13 protein-coding genes and 1 pseudogene are annotated in these 15,322 nt (G+C 73.9%); 6 read left to right on the plus strand and 8 right to left on the minus strand.

Annotated features, from left to right (window positions below; genetic code table 11):
* A pseudogene (locus C1A33_RS36320) lies at positions 1-138 on the plus strand (RNA-guided endonuclease TnpB family protein); the annotation flags it as partial.
* A 36-nt stretch (positions 139-174) separates the two neighbouring features.
* On the opposite strand, the gene C1A33_RS07510 reads toward C1A33_RS36320, so the two are convergent.
* Positions 175-1,077: a sugar phosphate isomerase/epimerase family protein gene (locus C1A33_RS07510; protein ID WP_101830800.1), complete on the minus strand. Its 903-nt coding sequence runs from the start codon at positions 1,075-1,077 to the stop codon at positions 175-177.
* A gap of 200 nt (positions 1,078-1,277) precedes the next feature.
* Here C1A33_RS07510 and C1A33_RS07515 point away from each other — a divergent pair, with 200 nt between their 5' ends.
* From C1A33_RS07515 to C1A33_RS07525, 3 genes are all read left to right on the plus strand, one after another.
* On the plus strand, positions 1,278-1,661 hold the full coding sequence (locus C1A33_RS07515) for a hypothetical protein (protein ID WP_101830801.1): 384 nt from the start codon (positions 1,278-1,280) through the stop codon (positions 1,659-1,661).
* 400 nt (positions 1,662-2,061) lie between these two features.
* On the plus strand, positions 2,062-2,343 hold the full coding sequence (locus C1A33_RS07520; protein WP_207770205.1) for a hypothetical protein: 282 nt from the start codon (positions 2,062-2,064) through the stop codon (positions 2,341-2,343).
* Positions 2,344-2,355: 12 nt separating this feature from the next.
* Positions 2,356-2,922 (plus strand): hypothetical protein, encoded by a 567-nt coding sequence (locus tag C1A33_RS07525; RefSeq protein ID WP_133150596.1) that lies wholly within the window; start codon positions 2,356-2,358, stop codon positions 2,920-2,922.
* Between the two features lie 57 nt (positions 2,923-2,979).
* Here the strand turns inward: C1A33_RS07525 and C1A33_RS07530 are convergent, their stop codons facing one another.
* The 4 genes from C1A33_RS07530 to C1A33_RS07545 form a co-directional block, all read right to left on the minus strand.
* Positions 2,980-4,479, minus strand: a complete 1,500-nt coding sequence (locus C1A33_RS07530) for a class I adenylate-forming enzyme family protein (protein WP_101830803.1) — start codon at positions 4,477-4,479, stop codon at positions 2,980-2,982.
* A 13-nt stretch (positions 4,480-4,492) separates the two neighbouring features.
* Positions 4,493-4,807 (minus strand): hypothetical protein, encoded by a 315-nt coding sequence (locus C1A33_RS07535; RefSeq protein ID WP_101830804.1) that lies wholly within the window; start codon positions 4,805-4,807, stop codon positions 4,493-4,495.
* A gap of 204 nt (positions 4,808-5,011) precedes the next feature.
* On the minus strand, positions 5,012-7,603 hold the full coding sequence (locus C1A33_RS07540; protein WP_341477196.1) for a sensor domain-containing protein: 2,592 nt from the start codon (positions 7,601-7,603) through the stop codon (positions 5,012-5,014).
* Between the two features lie 211 nt (positions 7,604-7,814).
* Positions 7,815-8,804 (minus strand): NADPH:quinone oxidoreductase family protein, encoded by a 990-nt coding sequence (locus C1A33_RS07545; RefSeq protein WP_101830806.1) that lies wholly within the window; start codon positions 8,802-8,804, stop codon positions 7,815-7,817.
* Between the two features lie 247 nt (positions 8,805-9,051).
* Between C1A33_RS07545 and C1A33_RS07555 the strand changes: the two genes are divergently transcribed.
* Positions 9,052-9,831: an SDR family oxidoreductase gene (locus C1A33_RS07555; RefSeq protein WP_101830807.1), complete on the plus strand. Its 780-nt coding sequence runs from the start codon at positions 9,052-9,054 to the stop codon at positions 9,829-9,831.
* Positions 9,832-9,873: 42 nt separating this feature from the next.
* On the opposite strand, the gene C1A33_RS07560 is transcribed toward C1A33_RS07555, so the two are convergent.
* Both C1A33_RS07560 and C1A33_RS07565 read right to left on the minus strand, forming a co-directional pair.
* On the minus strand, positions 9,874-11,292 hold the full coding sequence (locus C1A33_RS07560; protein WP_101830808.1) for an ATP-binding protein: 1,419 nt from the start codon (positions 11,290-11,292) through the stop codon (positions 9,874-9,876).
* A gap of 41 nt (positions 11,293-11,333) precedes the next feature.
* Positions 11,334-13,091 carry an NAD(P)/FAD-dependent oxidoreductase gene (locus C1A33_RS07565; protein ID WP_207770206.1) on the minus strand — a complete coding sequence of 586 codons (1,758 nt, stop codon included), beginning with the start codon at positions 13,089-13,091 and terminating at the stop codon, positions 11,334-11,336.
* A 634-nt stretch (positions 13,092-13,725) separates the two neighbouring features.
* Between C1A33_RS07565 and C1A33_RS07570 the strand changes: the two genes are divergently transcribed.
* Positions 13,726-14,526: a CE1 family esterase gene (locus C1A33_RS07570; protein ID WP_243407289.1), complete on the plus strand. Its 801-nt coding sequence runs from the start codon at positions 13,726-13,728 to the stop codon at positions 14,524-14,526.
* Positions 14,527-14,538: 12 nt separating this feature from the next.
* Here C1A33_RS07570 and C1A33_RS37685 read toward each other — a convergent pair whose 3' ends face one another.
* Positions 14,539-15,270, minus strand: coding sequence for a MerR family transcriptional regulator (locus tag C1A33_RS37685; RefSeq protein WP_207770207.1), 732 nt, complete (start codon positions 15,268-15,270; stop codon positions 14,539-14,541).
* Between the last annotated feature and the right edge of the window lie 52 nt (positions 15,271-15,322).

Raw genomic sequence — 15,322 nt, forward strand, 5'->3', positions numbered from 1 at the left:
CACACGGCCAACGCCGACGTCAACGCAGCACGCACCATCGCGGCCGGACGGGCCGTGGCCGCGCGGGGAGGCACCGGGTTGCCGGTGCCCGTGAACCGCGAACCTCAACACTGCGCACCTCCTCCGGTGGGTGTGTAGAAGTTGGAATCCCCCGCGTTCACGCGGGAGAGGACGTCAAGTGCGGAACCTTTCGGTGGTCGCGTCGGACACCGCGGAACTGGACACCGCGGAACCGGACACCGCGGGACCTGATGGGGCGTCGCGGGGCAGGACACGGGTGGTCGCCGCGAACAGCTGCGCCATCGGCGCGGCGGCGGGCAGGCCACGCCACTCGGCCAGGTGGACCTCGGGACCCGTCGGCGCCCGCACACCGAGCTCGGCGAGCACCGCCAGGCATCCGGCGACGTCGAGCTCCCCGTCGCCCGGCAGCAGGCGGGCCGACGCCGCCTCGCGGGCCAGGTCGTCGGCGGCCCGTGTGGGACCGTCGGCGAGCTGCACCAGCAGGACGGACGCCGGGTCGAGGCCACGCAGGTCGACGGCCGTACCGCCCGAACGGGCCAGGTGCCAGACGTCCACCACGAGTCCGGCGTTCGCCCGGCCGGCCGCAGCCAGCAGCGTGGTCGCCGCCGGCAGGTCGGGCAGGCCGGTGAAGGGGACGAACTCGAGGGCGACCCGCAGCCCATGCCCGGCGGCCTCGTCGCACAGGTGCGCGAAGGACGCGGCGTCGCGGTCCGGATCGGCCTCGCCGCCCGGCGCGTGGGCCGCGACGACCGTGGTGGCGCCCAGCGCACTCGCCACCTCGAAGACCTCCGCTCGGAACGCTGCGGGCGGGATCATCCCGCCCGTCAGGTCGGCCACGGGCGGCACCCAGTCGGCGGTCCACTCGACCGCCTCGAGGGTCAGGCCGTGCTCCTGGAACAGATCACGCATCGCCGCGAGGCTCATCCCGTCCCGCTGGCGGGCGTGGCGCCACACGTTGGGCCAGATCGTCAGCCCGTCGAACCCGGCCGCGGCCGCCGCCGCCACCTGCTCGCGCAGGGGCGTGCGGGGCAGGCAGCCGGAGAAGAACGTCACCATCCTGGACCTCCCGCGCTGCACGTTACATGTAACGTGCAGCGGGCGGTACCGGTTCGCGAGGCTCGCCCGGAACGTCGCGTACGACGGACGGTGGGTGACGAGACCGGTCCACGAGGGGTCTCCCGCCGGGCCGCCGGCGAGGGACGCTGGGCGGCCGCGACCGCGTGGAGGCGATGGGCACCCTCCTCTAACCTGGTCCCATGGCCATCTCCGCTCACCGGCGCGTGCGCCCGGTCTGGGTGGCCACCCTCCTGCTGCTGATCGGCCTGGTGGGAGGTCCGCCGGGCGCGGGTGGCCAGGGCGCGACGCATCTGGTCGAGCGGGCCCTGCCCGCCGCCGTGGCCGCCGTCGCCCCGGTCGGGCCGGCCGAGTCGGCCAGCGTCCGGCCCGACGCGAGGACCCTGCTCGCCGGGTCCTGGTCGCCCACGCAGCCCGGCCCCTTCGCGCTCGCCGCGACCGCGGCGGCGCTGGCGCTTCCCCTGGTCGCGCGCCGGCGGCGGATCACCCGTCGTGCTGGCCGCCCCGGCGAGGAGGGCCGCTTCCAGGCCGCCCGCGGCCCACCGCCCGTTCTCCCGGCGAGGTAGCACCCCACCGCGCGGGCCGCTGCCACGCCGCCGGATCCACCTTCATCCTTTTTCTGCCCGTCCGCCGCCGGTCGGTCGGCCACCGCGGGCCGCACGGGCTCGCCGTCGGCGAGTCCTGTGTCGCCGCGTCCCGACTGTGTCGCCACGTGCGGCCACGAGCGCGTCCGGCGTATCCGTGCCGATGCGCGCCCGCGGACTCGCGTGCCTGCCTCACCCCCGTCCGTGGCCGCGGCGCACCGGCCCTCCGTGCTGGGCACCAGGGGCTGGCGCGCGGGCCGCGGCGCGTCATGGCCCCGGGCTCCGGAGCTCCAGGTGTGCGGAGCTCCCTGTGACCGCCCGTGGGCCCGTGGGCGACCACCGGACGGCGGATCGGCGACTCCTGGAGCAGGGGAGAACGCAGATGCATTCCGACTTCGAATGGGGACAGGTACTCATCGCGCTCGTGCTGCTGGGCGCGATGTTCGTGGTGCCGATGCTGGTGATCTGGCGCGACCAGGTCCGTGACCTGCGCCGCTTCGGTCCGGCCGCGCTGTCCTGGCCGGTGCGCTACGGACCCGACGGGGAGGTCCACCGGGAGGGGACCACCTCGCCGCCCGCCGCCGCGGGGGTCGGCGCCCCGCCCCGGCCCGAGCCGCCGGCCCGGCGTCCGGCGTCCGCCGTGACGTCCGACACCCGCGGCTGAGAGCGGCCGAACGTGCGAGGGATACGGCGGCCCGCCCCGGTCGGTGGCCCGCCCGCCGCGGTGGTCGGGCACCGCCGGACGGACCGGCGCGGGTCGCCGGCCGGGCGTGCGCTGCTGGGCGCGGCGTTGGGGGCGTGCGCGGCGGTGGCCGGGTGCGCCGCCGCCGTCGGTGCCCGGTGGGAGAGCCTCGCTGTGATCGCGCTGCCCGCGCTGTTCGTGGGGCCGGTCCTGCCATGTCGGGCCGCCGCCCGGCTGGCCGGCTTCACCCTGGTGGCCGCCGCCCTCGTCGCGGCCGTGCACGCCGGGCGATCGGCCGACGGCGCCTCGGCCGGGGGATCGGCGATCGGGTGGCGCGTCGGACATCCGGCGCTGCTCGCGGTCGTCAGCGTCGTCGCATCGGCGGGGTCGGCGAGCTCACGTTCGGCGCGGGCGGCGGCGGGACGATCACGTGAAGGTCGCCGTGCTGACCGCCTCGCTGACCTCGGCCCTGCTCGCGAGCGGACTGCCGCGGCTGCGCTCCCGGGCGCACCTGCGGGTCGCCGGTCTGACCGACGGACGGACCGGCCGGCGTGGGAGTAGATTCGCCGCGCCGGCCGTCCGGGGGGTGCGGGTGGAACGGGACGTGCGGGTGGAGCGTCAGGCGAAGGCGTCGGCGAGCTCGGTGCGTAGCACGCGGCGCAGCAGCTTGCCGCTCTCGTTGAAGGGCAGGTCGGCGCGGAACTGGATGCGGTCCGGGGTGCGGCTGGACCGCAGCCGAGCGCGGACGTGCGCCTTCAGCTCGTCCTCGGAGACCTCGCCGACGATGACGACGGCCGCGGCGACCTGCTCGCCCCATTCCTTGTTCGGGATGCCGACGACGGCGGCCTCGAGCACGGCCGGATGCTCGAGCAGGACGGCCTCGATCTCGCCGGGGGAGAGGTTCTCGCCGCCGCGGACGATGACGTCGTCCAGGCGGCCGTGGACGAACAGATAGCCGGCGTCGTCGAGGTGACCCTCGTCGCGGGTCGGGAACCAGCCGTCGGCGTCCAGGGTGGTGCCGCGGCCGAGGTACTCGCCGGACACCTGCCCGCCGCGCACGCAGATCTCGCCGCGCTCGCCGGTGGGCACGAGCTCGCCGGCGGCGTCGCGGATGGAGACCTCCAGGGTCGGCAGCGGCCGGCCGACCGAGGCGAGTCGCGCCCGCACGGCGGGGTCGGTACTGGCGAAGGCGGCATGGTGGTCGTCGGGGCCGAGCACCGCGATGGTGCTGGAGGTCTCGGTGAGGCCGTAGGCGTTGACGAAACCGACGTGGGGCAGCAGTCCGACGGCGCGCTCGATCACGGGCAGCGGCATCGGGCCGCCGCCGTAGGACAGCGAGCGCAGCGAGGGCAGGCCCTGGCCGTCGGCCTCGACGATGTCGAGGATGCGCCCGAGCATGGTCGGGACGACCATGGCCTGGGTGACGGATTCGGCCCGGACGAGTTCGACCCACTCCTTCGGGTCGAACGCCTCGAGCTGCACCACGCGTCGGCCGGAGTACGTCGAGGACAACACGGCCGAGATGCCGGCGATGTGGTACGGAGGGACGCTGACGATCGCCGCCTCGTCCTCGGCGGCGCCGCCGAACTCGACGGTCGTGATGATGTACTCGGTGAGGTTGCTGTGCCGCAGGACGGCGGCCTTCGGCTCGCCGGTGGTGCCACTGGTGAACAGCAGCACGGCGATGTCGTCCGCGTCGCCGCCCCAGCCGTCGCCCTGCTCGCCGTCGGGATCCGCGGCGATCATGAGGGCTTCGGCCCGGGTGAGGTACTCGATGCCGTCGACCGGGCCGACGCGCTCGGCGACGCCGTCTCCGACGATGATCGTGGCAGGGGCGGTACGAGCGACGATGGCGCGCAGCTGGGGGTCGGCGAGCCGGTAGTTGATCGGTACGAACGGTTTGCCCGCGATCGCCGAGCCGAACAGGGTCAGCGGGACGGCAGGCGAGTTCAGGTCGATCAGCCCGATCCGCGTGCCCGGCCGGGCCGCCAGCGCCGCGCCCAGGCGACGCGCGCGGCGTCCCAGCTCCGCGAACGACGGCCCGTCCGCGGCGGGGCCGAGCGCGGTCCGGTCGGCCAGGCCGTCGGCGGCCATCTCGAGGAGCATGCCGAGGTGCATCGTGTCGACCCCGTCAGTCCGAGGAGGGCAGCGGCTTGGCGTCCTTGAGCGGCAGCGGCGTCTGCCCGATCGACAGCGACCCCTCACCGCCCTTCGTGCACAGCAGCTCCAGGCCGGTGTCGGTGTCCGCGAACCGCTTGCCCAGCTGCGTCCCGCCGGCGAACGCCGGGTCTAAGGCCAGACCGCCGGGCACGTCGTCGCCCAACGCGACCATCGGCTGACCGCCACAGCGCAGATCCACCGGGTCCTTCGCCGGCTTCACCACAATGATCTCCGTCGCGTCCACAGCCGACCGGAAACGAGCGCCCGGTTTGGTAGCAAGACTCATCTTTTTCCCATCCTGCGTTTCCCATCCTCCGCGTCGTACGTACCTGGTCCGGCAAGGACGGCACGCGTCCCCTTTTTCTACTGCCCGCACGGTTCAGGTGCCACCGGCCGCCGGGGCGGTGCCTCGACGGTGACGTGGTGTGCCGAACACGGAGCGGTGCGACAGAGGAAAATGGCATTCTCGGTATGGCAAAGGGTGGATGACTCACCCAGCGTCATCGGCACCATCGGCGTCGTCGGCCGGCGCCCCGTCGGGACCCGCCGGACCGCCGGTGTCCAGGTGGGAAGCGGCCAGCCGGGGCGGCTCCGGCCGGCGCGGTCCCACGGCCGGGCCGAGGGCGAGGTCGCAGCGCAACGACCGCAGCATGTCGTACTGCTCGCGGGTCGAGACGTCGCCGGCGACGGTGCGCACCCCGAGCTGGTGGGCGAAGTGCACGATCGCCGCGGCCGCCGCCTGCCGGACCGGATTGACGTCGACGCCGTCGACGTACGCACCGCTGATGCGCAGATACCCGAACGGAAAGTGGGGGACCTTCGACACGATCGGCCGGGTCGCGCCGTATTCTCCGATACAGACGGAAACGCCGAGGCCGGTGAGGCTCTGCAACACCGGCAGGACCGCTTCCTCGTCGGCCACGATCTCCTGTTCGGCGATCTCGAAGCACAGCCGGTAGCGGGCCCGCGCGCCGGTGCTGGCCAGCAGCACGTCCAGCTCCGGCACGAAGCGCGGCTCGACCAGGCAGGGCCCGGAGACCGCCATGAGCAGCAGCGGATGGCCGTCGGGGAGGGCACCGCCCTCCCATCGGGCGACGTCTCGGCAGGCCCGGCCGATCAGCCACCGGTCGATCGGCACCCGCAGCCCGATCTGCTCGCGCCCCGGCAGGAACCCCGACGGTGCCAGCAGCCCCCGCCGCGGATGCCGCCAGTGCGGCGTCGCCTCCGCGCCGACCAGCCCGTTCCCGACCTCGCGGATCGGCTGGTAGCGCAGGACGAGCTCCTGCGCGTCCACCGCCCGGCGCAGCTCGCCCTGCTCGGTGAGCCGTGCCACCAGCCGGGTGCGCATCGCCTCGTCGAACGCCGCCCGCCGACCGGGGCCGCGGCGTTTCGCGGTGTACATCGCGATGTCGGCGGCGCCCAGCAGGTCCTCGCCGCTGGTGGTCTCCGGCTCGGACAGCGCGAGGCCGACGCTCGCGGACAGCATCACCGTCTGCTGGTCCAGCACACACGGAGTGTCCAGCGTCGTCAGGATCCGGTCGGCGATCGCCTCGATGTCGTCGGGGGAGTCGATGTGCTCGCACAGGATCGCGAACTCGTCGCCGGAGAGCCGCCCGACCACGTCACCGGGCCGCACGGCGTGCTCCAGACGGGTCGCGGCCAGCCGCAGCAGATGGTCGCCAGCCTGGTGGCCGAGCGTGTCGTTCACGGTCTTGAAGCCGTCGAGGTCGATGAACAGCACCCCGATGCGGCTCTGGTCGGCGCGGGCCCGGCGCAGGGCGCGGTCCAGCCGGTCGAGCAGTGCGACCCGGTTGGGCAGGCCGGTGAGGCCGTCGTGCAGGGACTGTCGGCGGATGTCCTCCTCGGTCCGGAACCGCATCGCCGCGGCGCCGAGCACGGCGCCGACGGAGCGGACGAACTGTGCGTCCTGCTCGGTGAAGGGGGCGACAGAGGGCTGCCGGTCCACCTCGACGGCGGCCAGTGGATGGTCGCCCCGGCCCGTGGCGACGACGAGGCTGTGCCCGCCGACGGCGAGGCCGGAGGTCGCATCGGCGGGGCAGAGGTCGGCGTCGGAGTCCACCGCGCGCTCGACGGTCTCCGCCAGGCGCGGCCCGAGCGACGCCGGCTCAGGCTCCGGGCCCGACTCCGGGCCCGACTCCGGACCCGTTGTCGGGGCGCGGGCGCGGGGCGGCGCCTGCCGCGTCACGGCGGCCAGCAGCCGGGTCCGATTCCCCGCGCCGTCGAGCTCGTGGATACGGACCGTGTCGGCCCGCAGATGGCGGGCAAGAAGGCTCGCGGCGTGCTGCCACAGCGCGGTGGCGCTCAGCGACTCCAGCGCCTGCTGACCCAGACTGGCGATCAGCGACTGCTCCACGGACCGGGTGCGCAGGGTGGCCAGCAGGCGCTGGTGCTCGGTGACGTCGGTGGCCACGCAGGTGAGGTAGCTGACCTCGCGATCCCGTCCGAAGATCGGCACCATGTGCAGGTCATAGCAGCGCGTCAGCACGTCGATGACCTGGTGTACCGGCTCGCCGCCCAGTGCCCGGCGCAGCAGCGCGACGGCCACGGGCATGTCGGCGAACAGCTCGAACGCCGAGGTGTCGGGGTGGCGCGAGATGCGGGAGGCCACCGCGTCCATGAGGCCCTTGCTCGCCAGGACCATGCCGTCGCGGTCGACGAGGAACATCGATACCGGGGTGTTGTCCAGGATGAGGCGCAGCCGCTCGTTCGCGGCGATCTCGTCCGAGATGTCCTGCAGCTGGATGAGGAGCGCGCCGTCGCCGTCCGCCGCCGGCAGGCGGGCGGAGCTCACGACGGCGTGCACGACGCTGTGGTCGGGGCGCAGCAGTCGGACGAGCCGCCGGCGCGACGAGTTCGCCTCCGGGCGGTGGATCTCCTGGTGCCACAGGGCACGCTCCTCGGGCACGGCCACGTCCCGCCAGCGGAGGCCGATCAGCTCCGGTTCCGGCCGGCCGAGCAGGACGCACGCCGCCTCGTTGACCCGCTGGATGCGTCCCGTCCCCGGATCGGTCACGGTGACCGCGAGATCGAGCAGTGTGAACAGGTCGAGACGTTCCTCCACCAGGACTCCTCACCGCTCCCGCCGGGTGACCACCACGTCCGTACCCGGAGCGTCCTGGCGCCATGCGGTTCGGAGGGGCGTCCACGCCCGTCTGACTACGGAAAGTAGTGACGCTGGGGAGTGAAGTGGGGCCGGCCCGCCACCGTCGGCGGACAGAGGCGGACCGGACCGGGCGGGCCGGTCAGGCCGGACATGCCCGGTTAGGGGGCGGTCAGGGAGCGATGTCCAGGACGATCTTGCCGATCGCCTGCCGGTTCGCCACCAGGGCGAGGGCGGCCGCGGCCTCGTCGAGCGGATAACGGGCGCCGATGCGGGGCGCGAGCTTGCCGTCGGCGAGCAGGTCACCGAGCTCGGCGCGATCGCGGGCGGCGAGTTCGGGCTCGTTGAGCTCGAGGCCGGCGTTGCCGAAGCCGAGGATGGTCATGCCCTTGAGCAGCACGAGGTTGAGCGGGATCTTCGGGATCTCGCCGCTGGCGTAGCCGATCGTGACGAACCGGCCGCCCCAGCCGAGCGTGCGCAGCGCCGGCTCCGCCCACCGGCCGCCGACCGGGTCGAGCACCACGTCCGCCCCGCCGCACGCGGCGCGGATCGCGTCCCGCAGCGGCTCGCGTTCGTAGTCGATGAGATGCGTGGCGCCCTGGTCCCGGCAGACGGCGAGCTTCTCCGGGCTCGACGCCGCGGCGACCACCGTGGCCCCGAGCAGCGCGCCCACCTCCACCGCCGCGAGGCCGACCCCGCCGGCCGCGCCGAGGACGACCAGCCGCTCCCCGGCGCGCAGCTCGGCGACTGACCGCAGCGCGTGGTAGGCGGTCAGGTGACACACCCAGGTCGCCGCGGCGACGGCGAGGTCGACCGTTTCCGGCACCGGGGTGAGCGCGGACTCCGGGACCGCGGCGAACTCGGCGAACGCGCCGCTCGCCGCCGTGTTACCGGTAACCATCCCGGCCACCCGGTCGCCGACCCGCACGCGGCCCACGCCGGAACCGACCTCCGCGACGACCCCCGCGAACTCGGCGCCCAGCACGAACGGCGGTGCCACGGCCACCTGATACCGGCCCGCCATGATCAGGACGTCGGGCAGGTTGACCCCGGCCGCGTGGATGCGCACCAGCGCCTCGCCGGGACCCGGCCGCGGCCTGTCCACCGCCTCCACCGAGAGGGCCCCCGGCTCGCCGAGCTGGCGACAGACGGCGGCACGCATCGTCGTATCTTCCACGATCCGCAGTATCACATCGGCGCAGGCGCAGGCGCAGGCGCAGGCGCAGGCGCGGGTGCTGGGTCACGAGGCGGCCCAGGCCGCGCGCGGGCCGTGGCGCACGGGTTCGGTGGCTTCGGAGCATCCTGCGGCGCCGCATGATTGGGTGGGCCGTGGGCCGTGGGCCGTGGGCCGTGGGCCGTGGGCCGTGGGCCGTGGGCACGGGCGTCGACAGGGACGGGACGGGAGCGCGATGGACCTGCATCTCGCGGGGCGGGTGGTGCTGGTGACCGGCGGTTCCGACGGTCTCGGCGCCGCGCTCGTGCGGACGCTGGCCGCCGAGGGCGCGCGGGTGGCCTTCTGCGGGCGGGACGAGGCACGCCTGCTCGCCGTCGCCGAGCAGGCCGCGCAGGGCCCCGGGGAGGTCCTGCCGATCGTCGCGGACGTGCGTGACCCGGACGCGCTCGCTCGCTTCGTCGACGCCGCCGCCGACCGCTGGCATGCCGTGCACGGCCTGGTCAACAACGCCGGGGCGAGCAGCGCCGGGCCGTTCGAGACGCAGGACGACGACGTCTGGCAGGCCGATCTGGATCTCAAGCTGTACGCGGCGGTCCGTGCCTGCCGGCTCGTGCTGCCGCACCTGCGCCGGGCCGGGGGCGGCGCGATCGTCAACTCGCTGTCGGTGACGGCCCGCGCGCCCGGCGCGGCCTCCATGCCGACGTCGGTGACCCGGGCCGCCGGACTCGCCCTGACCAAGGCGCTGTCCAAGGAGTTCGGTGCGGACGGGGTGCGGGTCAACGCGATCCTCGTCGGCCTGGTGCGCAGCGGCCAGTGGGAGCGGGTCGCCGCGGGCCAGGGCGTCCCCGTCGACGAGCTGTACGCGCGGATGGGGACGGCGTCGGGCATCCCGCTGGGCCGGTTCGGCCACGCCGAGGAGTTCGCCGACCTGGTGGCCTTCCTGGTGTCCGACCGTGCCGCCTACCTCACCGGTACGGCGATCAACCTCGACGGCGGCATGAGCCCGGTCGCCTGAGGCGGCCGGGCCGTCCCGTCTCGGTGAGCGCCGCCGCCACCGTCAGCTCGGGGCGGTGAACGGCAGGCGGACCTGGAAGCGGGTGTCGCCGGGGACCGACTCGACGCGCAGGTCGCCGTGATGCTTCTTGACGACGATCCGCCACGAGATGTCCAGGCCGAGTCCGGTGCCCTCGCCGACCGCCTTCGTCGTGAAGAACGGCTCGAAGATCCGGTCCCGGATCGCCGGGTCGATGCCCGGCCCGGTGTCGCCGATCTCGACGACGAGGCTGTCGTGGTCGGCGAAGGTGCGCACGGTCAGCACGCCGCGGTGGTCCATCGCCGACACCGCGTTGTCGATCAGGTTGGTCCAGACCTGGTTGAGCTCGGCGGCGTAGGCGGGGATCGGCGGCAGGGTCCGGTCGTAGTCCCGGCGGATGTCGACATTGTCGCCGATCTTGCGGCCCAGCATGATCAGGGTGCTGTCGAGCAGCTCGTGGATGTCGACGGTCTGGAACGGCGCCCGGTCCATCTGCGAGTACTGCTTGGCGGCGGTGACGAGCGAGGAGACGCGGGTGGTGGAGTCCTCGATCTCGCGCATGAGCATCTCGCTCTCGACCGTGTAGGTCAGCCAGCGCACCGCCCCCTCGACCACGCCCGCGGGCACCGAGGCGGCCACGTGGTCGAGCCAGTCGATGTCCAGCCCGGCCTGCACGAAGATCGGCGCGATGTCCCAGGCGTCGCCGATGCCGTGCTCGTCGAGCCAGTCGCCGAGGGTGTCCTCGCGGTCCGACGTCTCGATCGGGGTCAGCGACGGTGCCTTCGCCACCCGCTCCACCGCCTCCTCCTGCAGGCGGACCAGCGACTCGAGCTCCGGGCGTTCGTAAGGGCCGGCCGCGATCATGCCGAGCTTGTGGCGCATGCCGGCGACCCGCTCGCGCAGCGCCGCCGTCGCCCGCACGGCCGCGGCGGCCGGGTTGTTCAGCTCGTGGGTCAGCCCCGCCGACAGCGAGCCGAGCGCGAGCAGCCGCTCCCGCTGGCCGACCATCTGCTGGGTGCTCTGCATCCCGAAGAACAGGCCCTCGAGCATGTGCAGGGCCATCGGGAACCACTCGCGCATCATCACGGCCACGTCCTCGGCGTCGAGGACGAAGAAGCGGCTGGGCTCGGTGACCCGCATCGAGTTCTTGTAGAGCTGGGGCATCCGGTCGCCGAGGTAGGCGTGCCACGCGCCGGCGTACACCCCGCGCTGGTCGGTGCGCACGACCTCCACGTCGTCGGCGCCGACCCGGCTGGACAGCACCAGCGCGCCCTCGATGAGCACGTAGAAGCAGGTCGCCGGGTCACCCTCGGCGTAGACGGGCCCGGGCTCGAGCAGCTCGACGTGCCCGCGCTCGCACAGCCAGTCCAGCTGGTCGTCGGCGAGCTTCTCGAACAGGAACAGCGTGCGCAGCTCCGCGGCGCTGCACGGCGTCGTCGTCATGGTCATCCTCCCCGGGCGGTCGTCCGCGTGGCGCGACGGCGTCAGCGCTTCTCGAGATAACGGTGGACGAGCGCGATCGCCATCGCGCCCTCGCCGACCGCGGAGGCGACCCGCTTCACCGACTCGGCGCGGGCGTCCCCGGCGACGAACACGCCCGGGACGGACGTCTCCAGGTGGTACGGGTCGCGGTCCAGCGCCCAGCCGCTCGGCCGCAGCCCGTCGACGATGAGGTCCGGCCCGGCCAGGACGAACCCGCGCTCGTCGCGGTGCAGCACACCGTCGAGCCAGCTGGTGCGTGGCGCGGCACCGATGAAGACGAACAGCCAGTGGGTGTCGACGGTCTCGGTCTCGCCGCTGGCACTGTTACGCAGGGTGATCCGCTCCAGGTGGCCGTCGCCCTCGACGCCGACGACCTCGGTGCAGGTCCGCACGGTGATCGCGTCGACCGCGGCGATCTGCTGGATGAGGTAGTGCGACATCGACGCCTCCAGCGACGGCCCGCGCACCACCAGGGTGACGCGGCGGGCGTGCCGGGCGAAGTGCATCGCCGCCTGGCCGGCGGAGTTCGCCCCGCCGACGATGTAGACGTCCTGGCCCGAGCAGGACGGCGCCTCGGTGAGCGCCGAGCCGTAGAACACCCCGCGGCCGGTGAACTCGCTGACCCCGGGGGCGGCGAGCTGGCGGTAGGACACCCCGGTGGCGAGCACGACGGCGTGCGCGGAGATCTCCTGCCCGTCGTCGAAGCGCACCGTGCGGGCCGGGCCGTTGACCTCGAGGGCAACGGCGTCGCGGGTGGTCAGCACCTCGGCACCGAACTTCACCGCCTGCCGCCGCGCCCGGTCGGTGAGCTGCGCGCCGGAGACGCCGTCCGGGAAGCCGAGATAGTTCTCGATCCGCGAGCTCTGCCCGGCCTGGCCGCCGGTGGCCATCCGCTCGACGAGCACGGTGCGCAGCCCCTCGGACGCCGCGTACACCGCCGAGCCGAGCCCCGCCGGGCCGCCGCCGATCACCACCACGTCGTAGAAGTCCTCGGTCGGGGTGGTGCTCAGGCCCACCCGGCCGGCGAGCTCCGCGTCCGTCGGGTCGGTGAGCGTCACGCCGTCGGGGGTGATGACCACGGGCAGCGCGTCGGGCGACGCCTCGGCCGCGGCGAGCAGCCGCGCGCCCTCCGGCTCCTCCGACAGGTACCAGCGGTAGGGCACCTGGTTGCGGGCGAGGAAGTCGCGCACCTCGTAGGACCGCGCCGACCAGCGGTGCCCGACCACCCGGGTCTCGGCGGCGGTGTCGTGGTCGGTGCCGACCCAGGCCTCCAGCAGGGCGTCGACGACCGGGTACAGCTTCTCCTGCGGCGGGTCCCACGGCTTGAGCAGATAGTGGTCGAGGTCGACGACGTTGATCGCGTCGATCGCCGCGGTCGTGTCGGCGTAGGCGGTCAGCAGCACGCGCCGCGCCGCCGGGTACAGGTCCATCGCCTGTTCGAGGAACTCGATGCCGTTCATCGCCGGCATCCTGAAGTCGGCGAGCAGCACGGCCACCCGGTCGCCGCGCAGCTTCATTTCGCGCAGCGCCTCCAGCGCCTGCGGCCCCGAGTCCGCGCGCACGATCCGGTACCGCTCGCCGTACTGGCGGCGCAGGTCACGAGCGACGGCGCGGGACACACTCGGATCGTCGTCGACGGTCACGATGGCCGGTCGCGCCCGGGCCCGGGACTCCGCCGGCCCCGGTACCGGCGCGGCGCTGCTGCTGGGGGGCGTGCCCTCGGCGCGCGGTGCGGCCTGCGTTGCCGGTTCGGTCGTCATGGGTGCCCCCTGGGGAGATCGATGGCTGGCGCGTCGCGGACGCCTCGGGCGCGGTTCACGGCCTGCCGGCGGCGCCGTCCCTACCCCCGGGGGCGGACCGGCGCGCCGGGCGGCCCGCCCGCACACCGCCACATTCAGCGAGTCTATGGTCCGCAGGGGCGGGGAGCAGGCACGAGCGGGAAACCACCTCGAACCGGCGGAGGTCGCCATGAAGCGGACCACGAGTGGCCGGCGGCCGTCGGCTCACTCGGCCGGGGGCCGGCACCGAGGCACCCGGGGCCAGGCCGGACCCCCGCCGAACGAAAGCCGGGTGTCGGGTACTCGTCCGTGGCCGAATATTCATTCCGGCCATTCCCGTTCGTACGATGGACCGGTGTACGGGAAACGGGTCTCCCCAGAGTGGAGGGCGGCCATTGTCGCTGTCGTGGTCGTGACAACCCTACTGGTTCTGCTCGTGGTACACGGGCGGACCGGAGCCGCTGGTGGAACGGCCGCCAGAGCATCTGGGGGATCGACCGCGGCGGGTTCACCCGGACTGTCCCCGGACGGCTCCTGTGGCCCGGGCCCAGCGCGGATTCCACTGACGGCCGGGGTCCACACGTTCGCCTACCATGGGACGTCACGTCACTACCGGTTGTCGATTCCCACGCATTATGACGGCCGCCGCGCCTATCCACTGCTCTTTGACTTCCACGGTTTCAAGGCGGACGGCGTGCTGGAGGAACAACGGTCGAGAATGGGCGCGGTCGGCCCCGCCCGGGGATTTCTCGTCGTGACCCCGGACGCACTCGGAGTGCCGACGCGGTGGAACACGCCGGGGGATCCGGTCAAAGCCGATGACCTGGGTTTCGTCGACGCGCTGCTGACCGATCTCGGCGGCCGCTTCTGCCTGGACGCCCGGCGGGTCTACGCCACCGGCCACTCCAACGGCGCGGAGTTCGCCGCGGCGCTGGTCTGCCATTCCGGCCGCTTCGCCGCCGTGGCGATGGTCTCCTCGACGTCGGAGGCCCGCTGCCCGGCGGGACGCGCCCCGGCGACGATGGCGGTGCACGGCACGGCAGATCCCTCGGTGCCCTACGACGGTGGCCTGGTCGTCGGTGCCACCGTGCCGGTTCCCGCGGCGCCGGTCGTCATGCGCGGCTATGCCGGCCGGTACGGCTGCGACCCGCTGCCGGCGAGCACGCAGCCCGCCGCCGGCGTCGTCGCGCTGCGCTTCACCGGCTGCGCCGCCGGCTCGGAGGTCCTGTTCGACACCGTGGTCGGCGGCACCCACTTCTGGCCGTCGAGCCCGGAGGCGCGCCGCGATCCGCACACCTCCGCCGCTGGCAGGACCTTCGACGCCACCGGCGCGATCCTCGACTTCTTCACCGCGCATCGCGCGCCGGCACCGTCGACGACGCGGCCGACGCTGGCGGCAGGGCCGGCGGGTCAGTGAGGGTCCGCTTGACTACCATGCCGGTCCCGTTGACCGCCGCTGCGGGTAGCCCTGCAGGATGAGCTGCGCGGCGGCCTCCGAGTAGTGGCCGGTGCTGGTGAGCTGTACGCCGTTCTGGATCCACCAGTCGGTGAACTCCTCCAGCACGCGGGCGAGGTCGAAGCTCCCGTCGAGCGGACGAAGGTGCGCGGGTCGGTGGCGATGCTGTCCTGGTCGTCCGACCTGCCGCGCGGTCGCGATGAGGCGAGCGTCAGGGCCACCGGGCGGTCGTGCGCGCTGACCCGCCGGCGCGCCACGTCGACCGTGAGGCCGCCGGCCCGCAGCACGCCCGATGCCGCGGTCCCCGCCGTGCGCCGCAGCACCGCGCGCAGGCGGACGACGAGCTCCCGCGGGGAGAACGGCTTCGTCAGGTAGTCGTCCGCGCCGAGTTCGAAGCCGAGGATGCTGACCGGGTCGGCGGTCGCCCTCCCAGCTGCCGTCGGGATGACGCACGTAGAGCTCACCCGCGTACACGGCGTGGGCCTCGGCGGCGGCCACGTGCTCGAAGGCGGCGCGGATGCGGCCCAGGCTCATCCCGGCGCGGCGCAGGGCCACGATCACCCGCAGTTCCGTCAGGTCACGCCCGGCATCGCGGACCAGTCCCGAGCGCCGCCAGTGCGCCACCTGGCGCGGGGTGATCCGGGAACCGGGCAGTCGCGGGCGGTCCGCGGGGGGTTCCCGCGACGCGGGCTCGTCACCCGTCATGTCGCCGAATGTAGCCTCCCGCCCTTGGCGTCCCACCTCTCGGGCCCGACCT

It is taken from the genome of Frankia canadensis, from assembly GCF_900197875.1.
GTDB classification, from domain to species: Bacteria; Actinomycetota; Actinomycetes; order Frankiales; family Frankiaceae; genus Frankia; species Frankia canadensis.

Coding starts and splice junctions, on each gene's coding strand:
- C1A33_RS07560 (WP_101830808.1), bottom strand. CDS start 11,292: ATGACGACGACGCCGTGCAGCGCCGCGGAGCTGCGCACGCTGTTCCTG.
- C1A33_RS07545 (WP_101830806.1), bottom strand. CDS start 8,804: ATGCGTGCCGCCGTCTGTCGCCAGCTCGGCGAGCCGGGGGCCCTCTCG.
- C1A33_RS07565 (WP_207770206.1), bottom strand. CDS start 13,091: ATGACGACCGAACCGGCAACGCAGGCCGCACCGCGCGCCGAGGGCACG.
- C1A33_RS07510 (WP_101830800.1), bottom strand. CDS start 1,077: ATGGTGACGTTCTTCTCCGGCTGCCTGCCCCGCACGCCCCTGCGCGAG.
- C1A33_RS37685 (WP_207770207.1), bottom strand. CDS start 15,270: ATGACGGGTGACGAGCCCGCGTCGCGGGAACCCCCCGCGGACCGCCCG.
- C1A33_RS07555 (WP_101830807.1), top strand. CDS start 9,052: ATGGACCTGCATCTCGCGGGGCGGGTGGTGCTGGTGACCGGCGGTTCC.
- C1A33_RS07535 (WP_101830804.1), bottom strand. CDS start 4,807: ATGAGTCTTGCTACCAAACCGGGCGCTCGTTTCCGGTCGGCTGTGGAC.
- C1A33_RS07520 (WP_207770205.1), top strand. CDS start 2,062: ATGCATTCCGACTTCGAATGGGGACAGGTACTCATCGCGCTCGTGCTG.
- C1A33_RS07530 (WP_101830803.1), bottom strand. CDS start 4,479: ATGCACCTCGGCATGCTCCTCGAGATGGCCGCCGACGGCCTGGCCGAC.
- C1A33_RS07515 (WP_101830801.1), top strand. CDS start 1,278: ATGGCCATCTCCGCTCACCGGCGCGTGCGCCCGGTCTGGGTGGCCACC.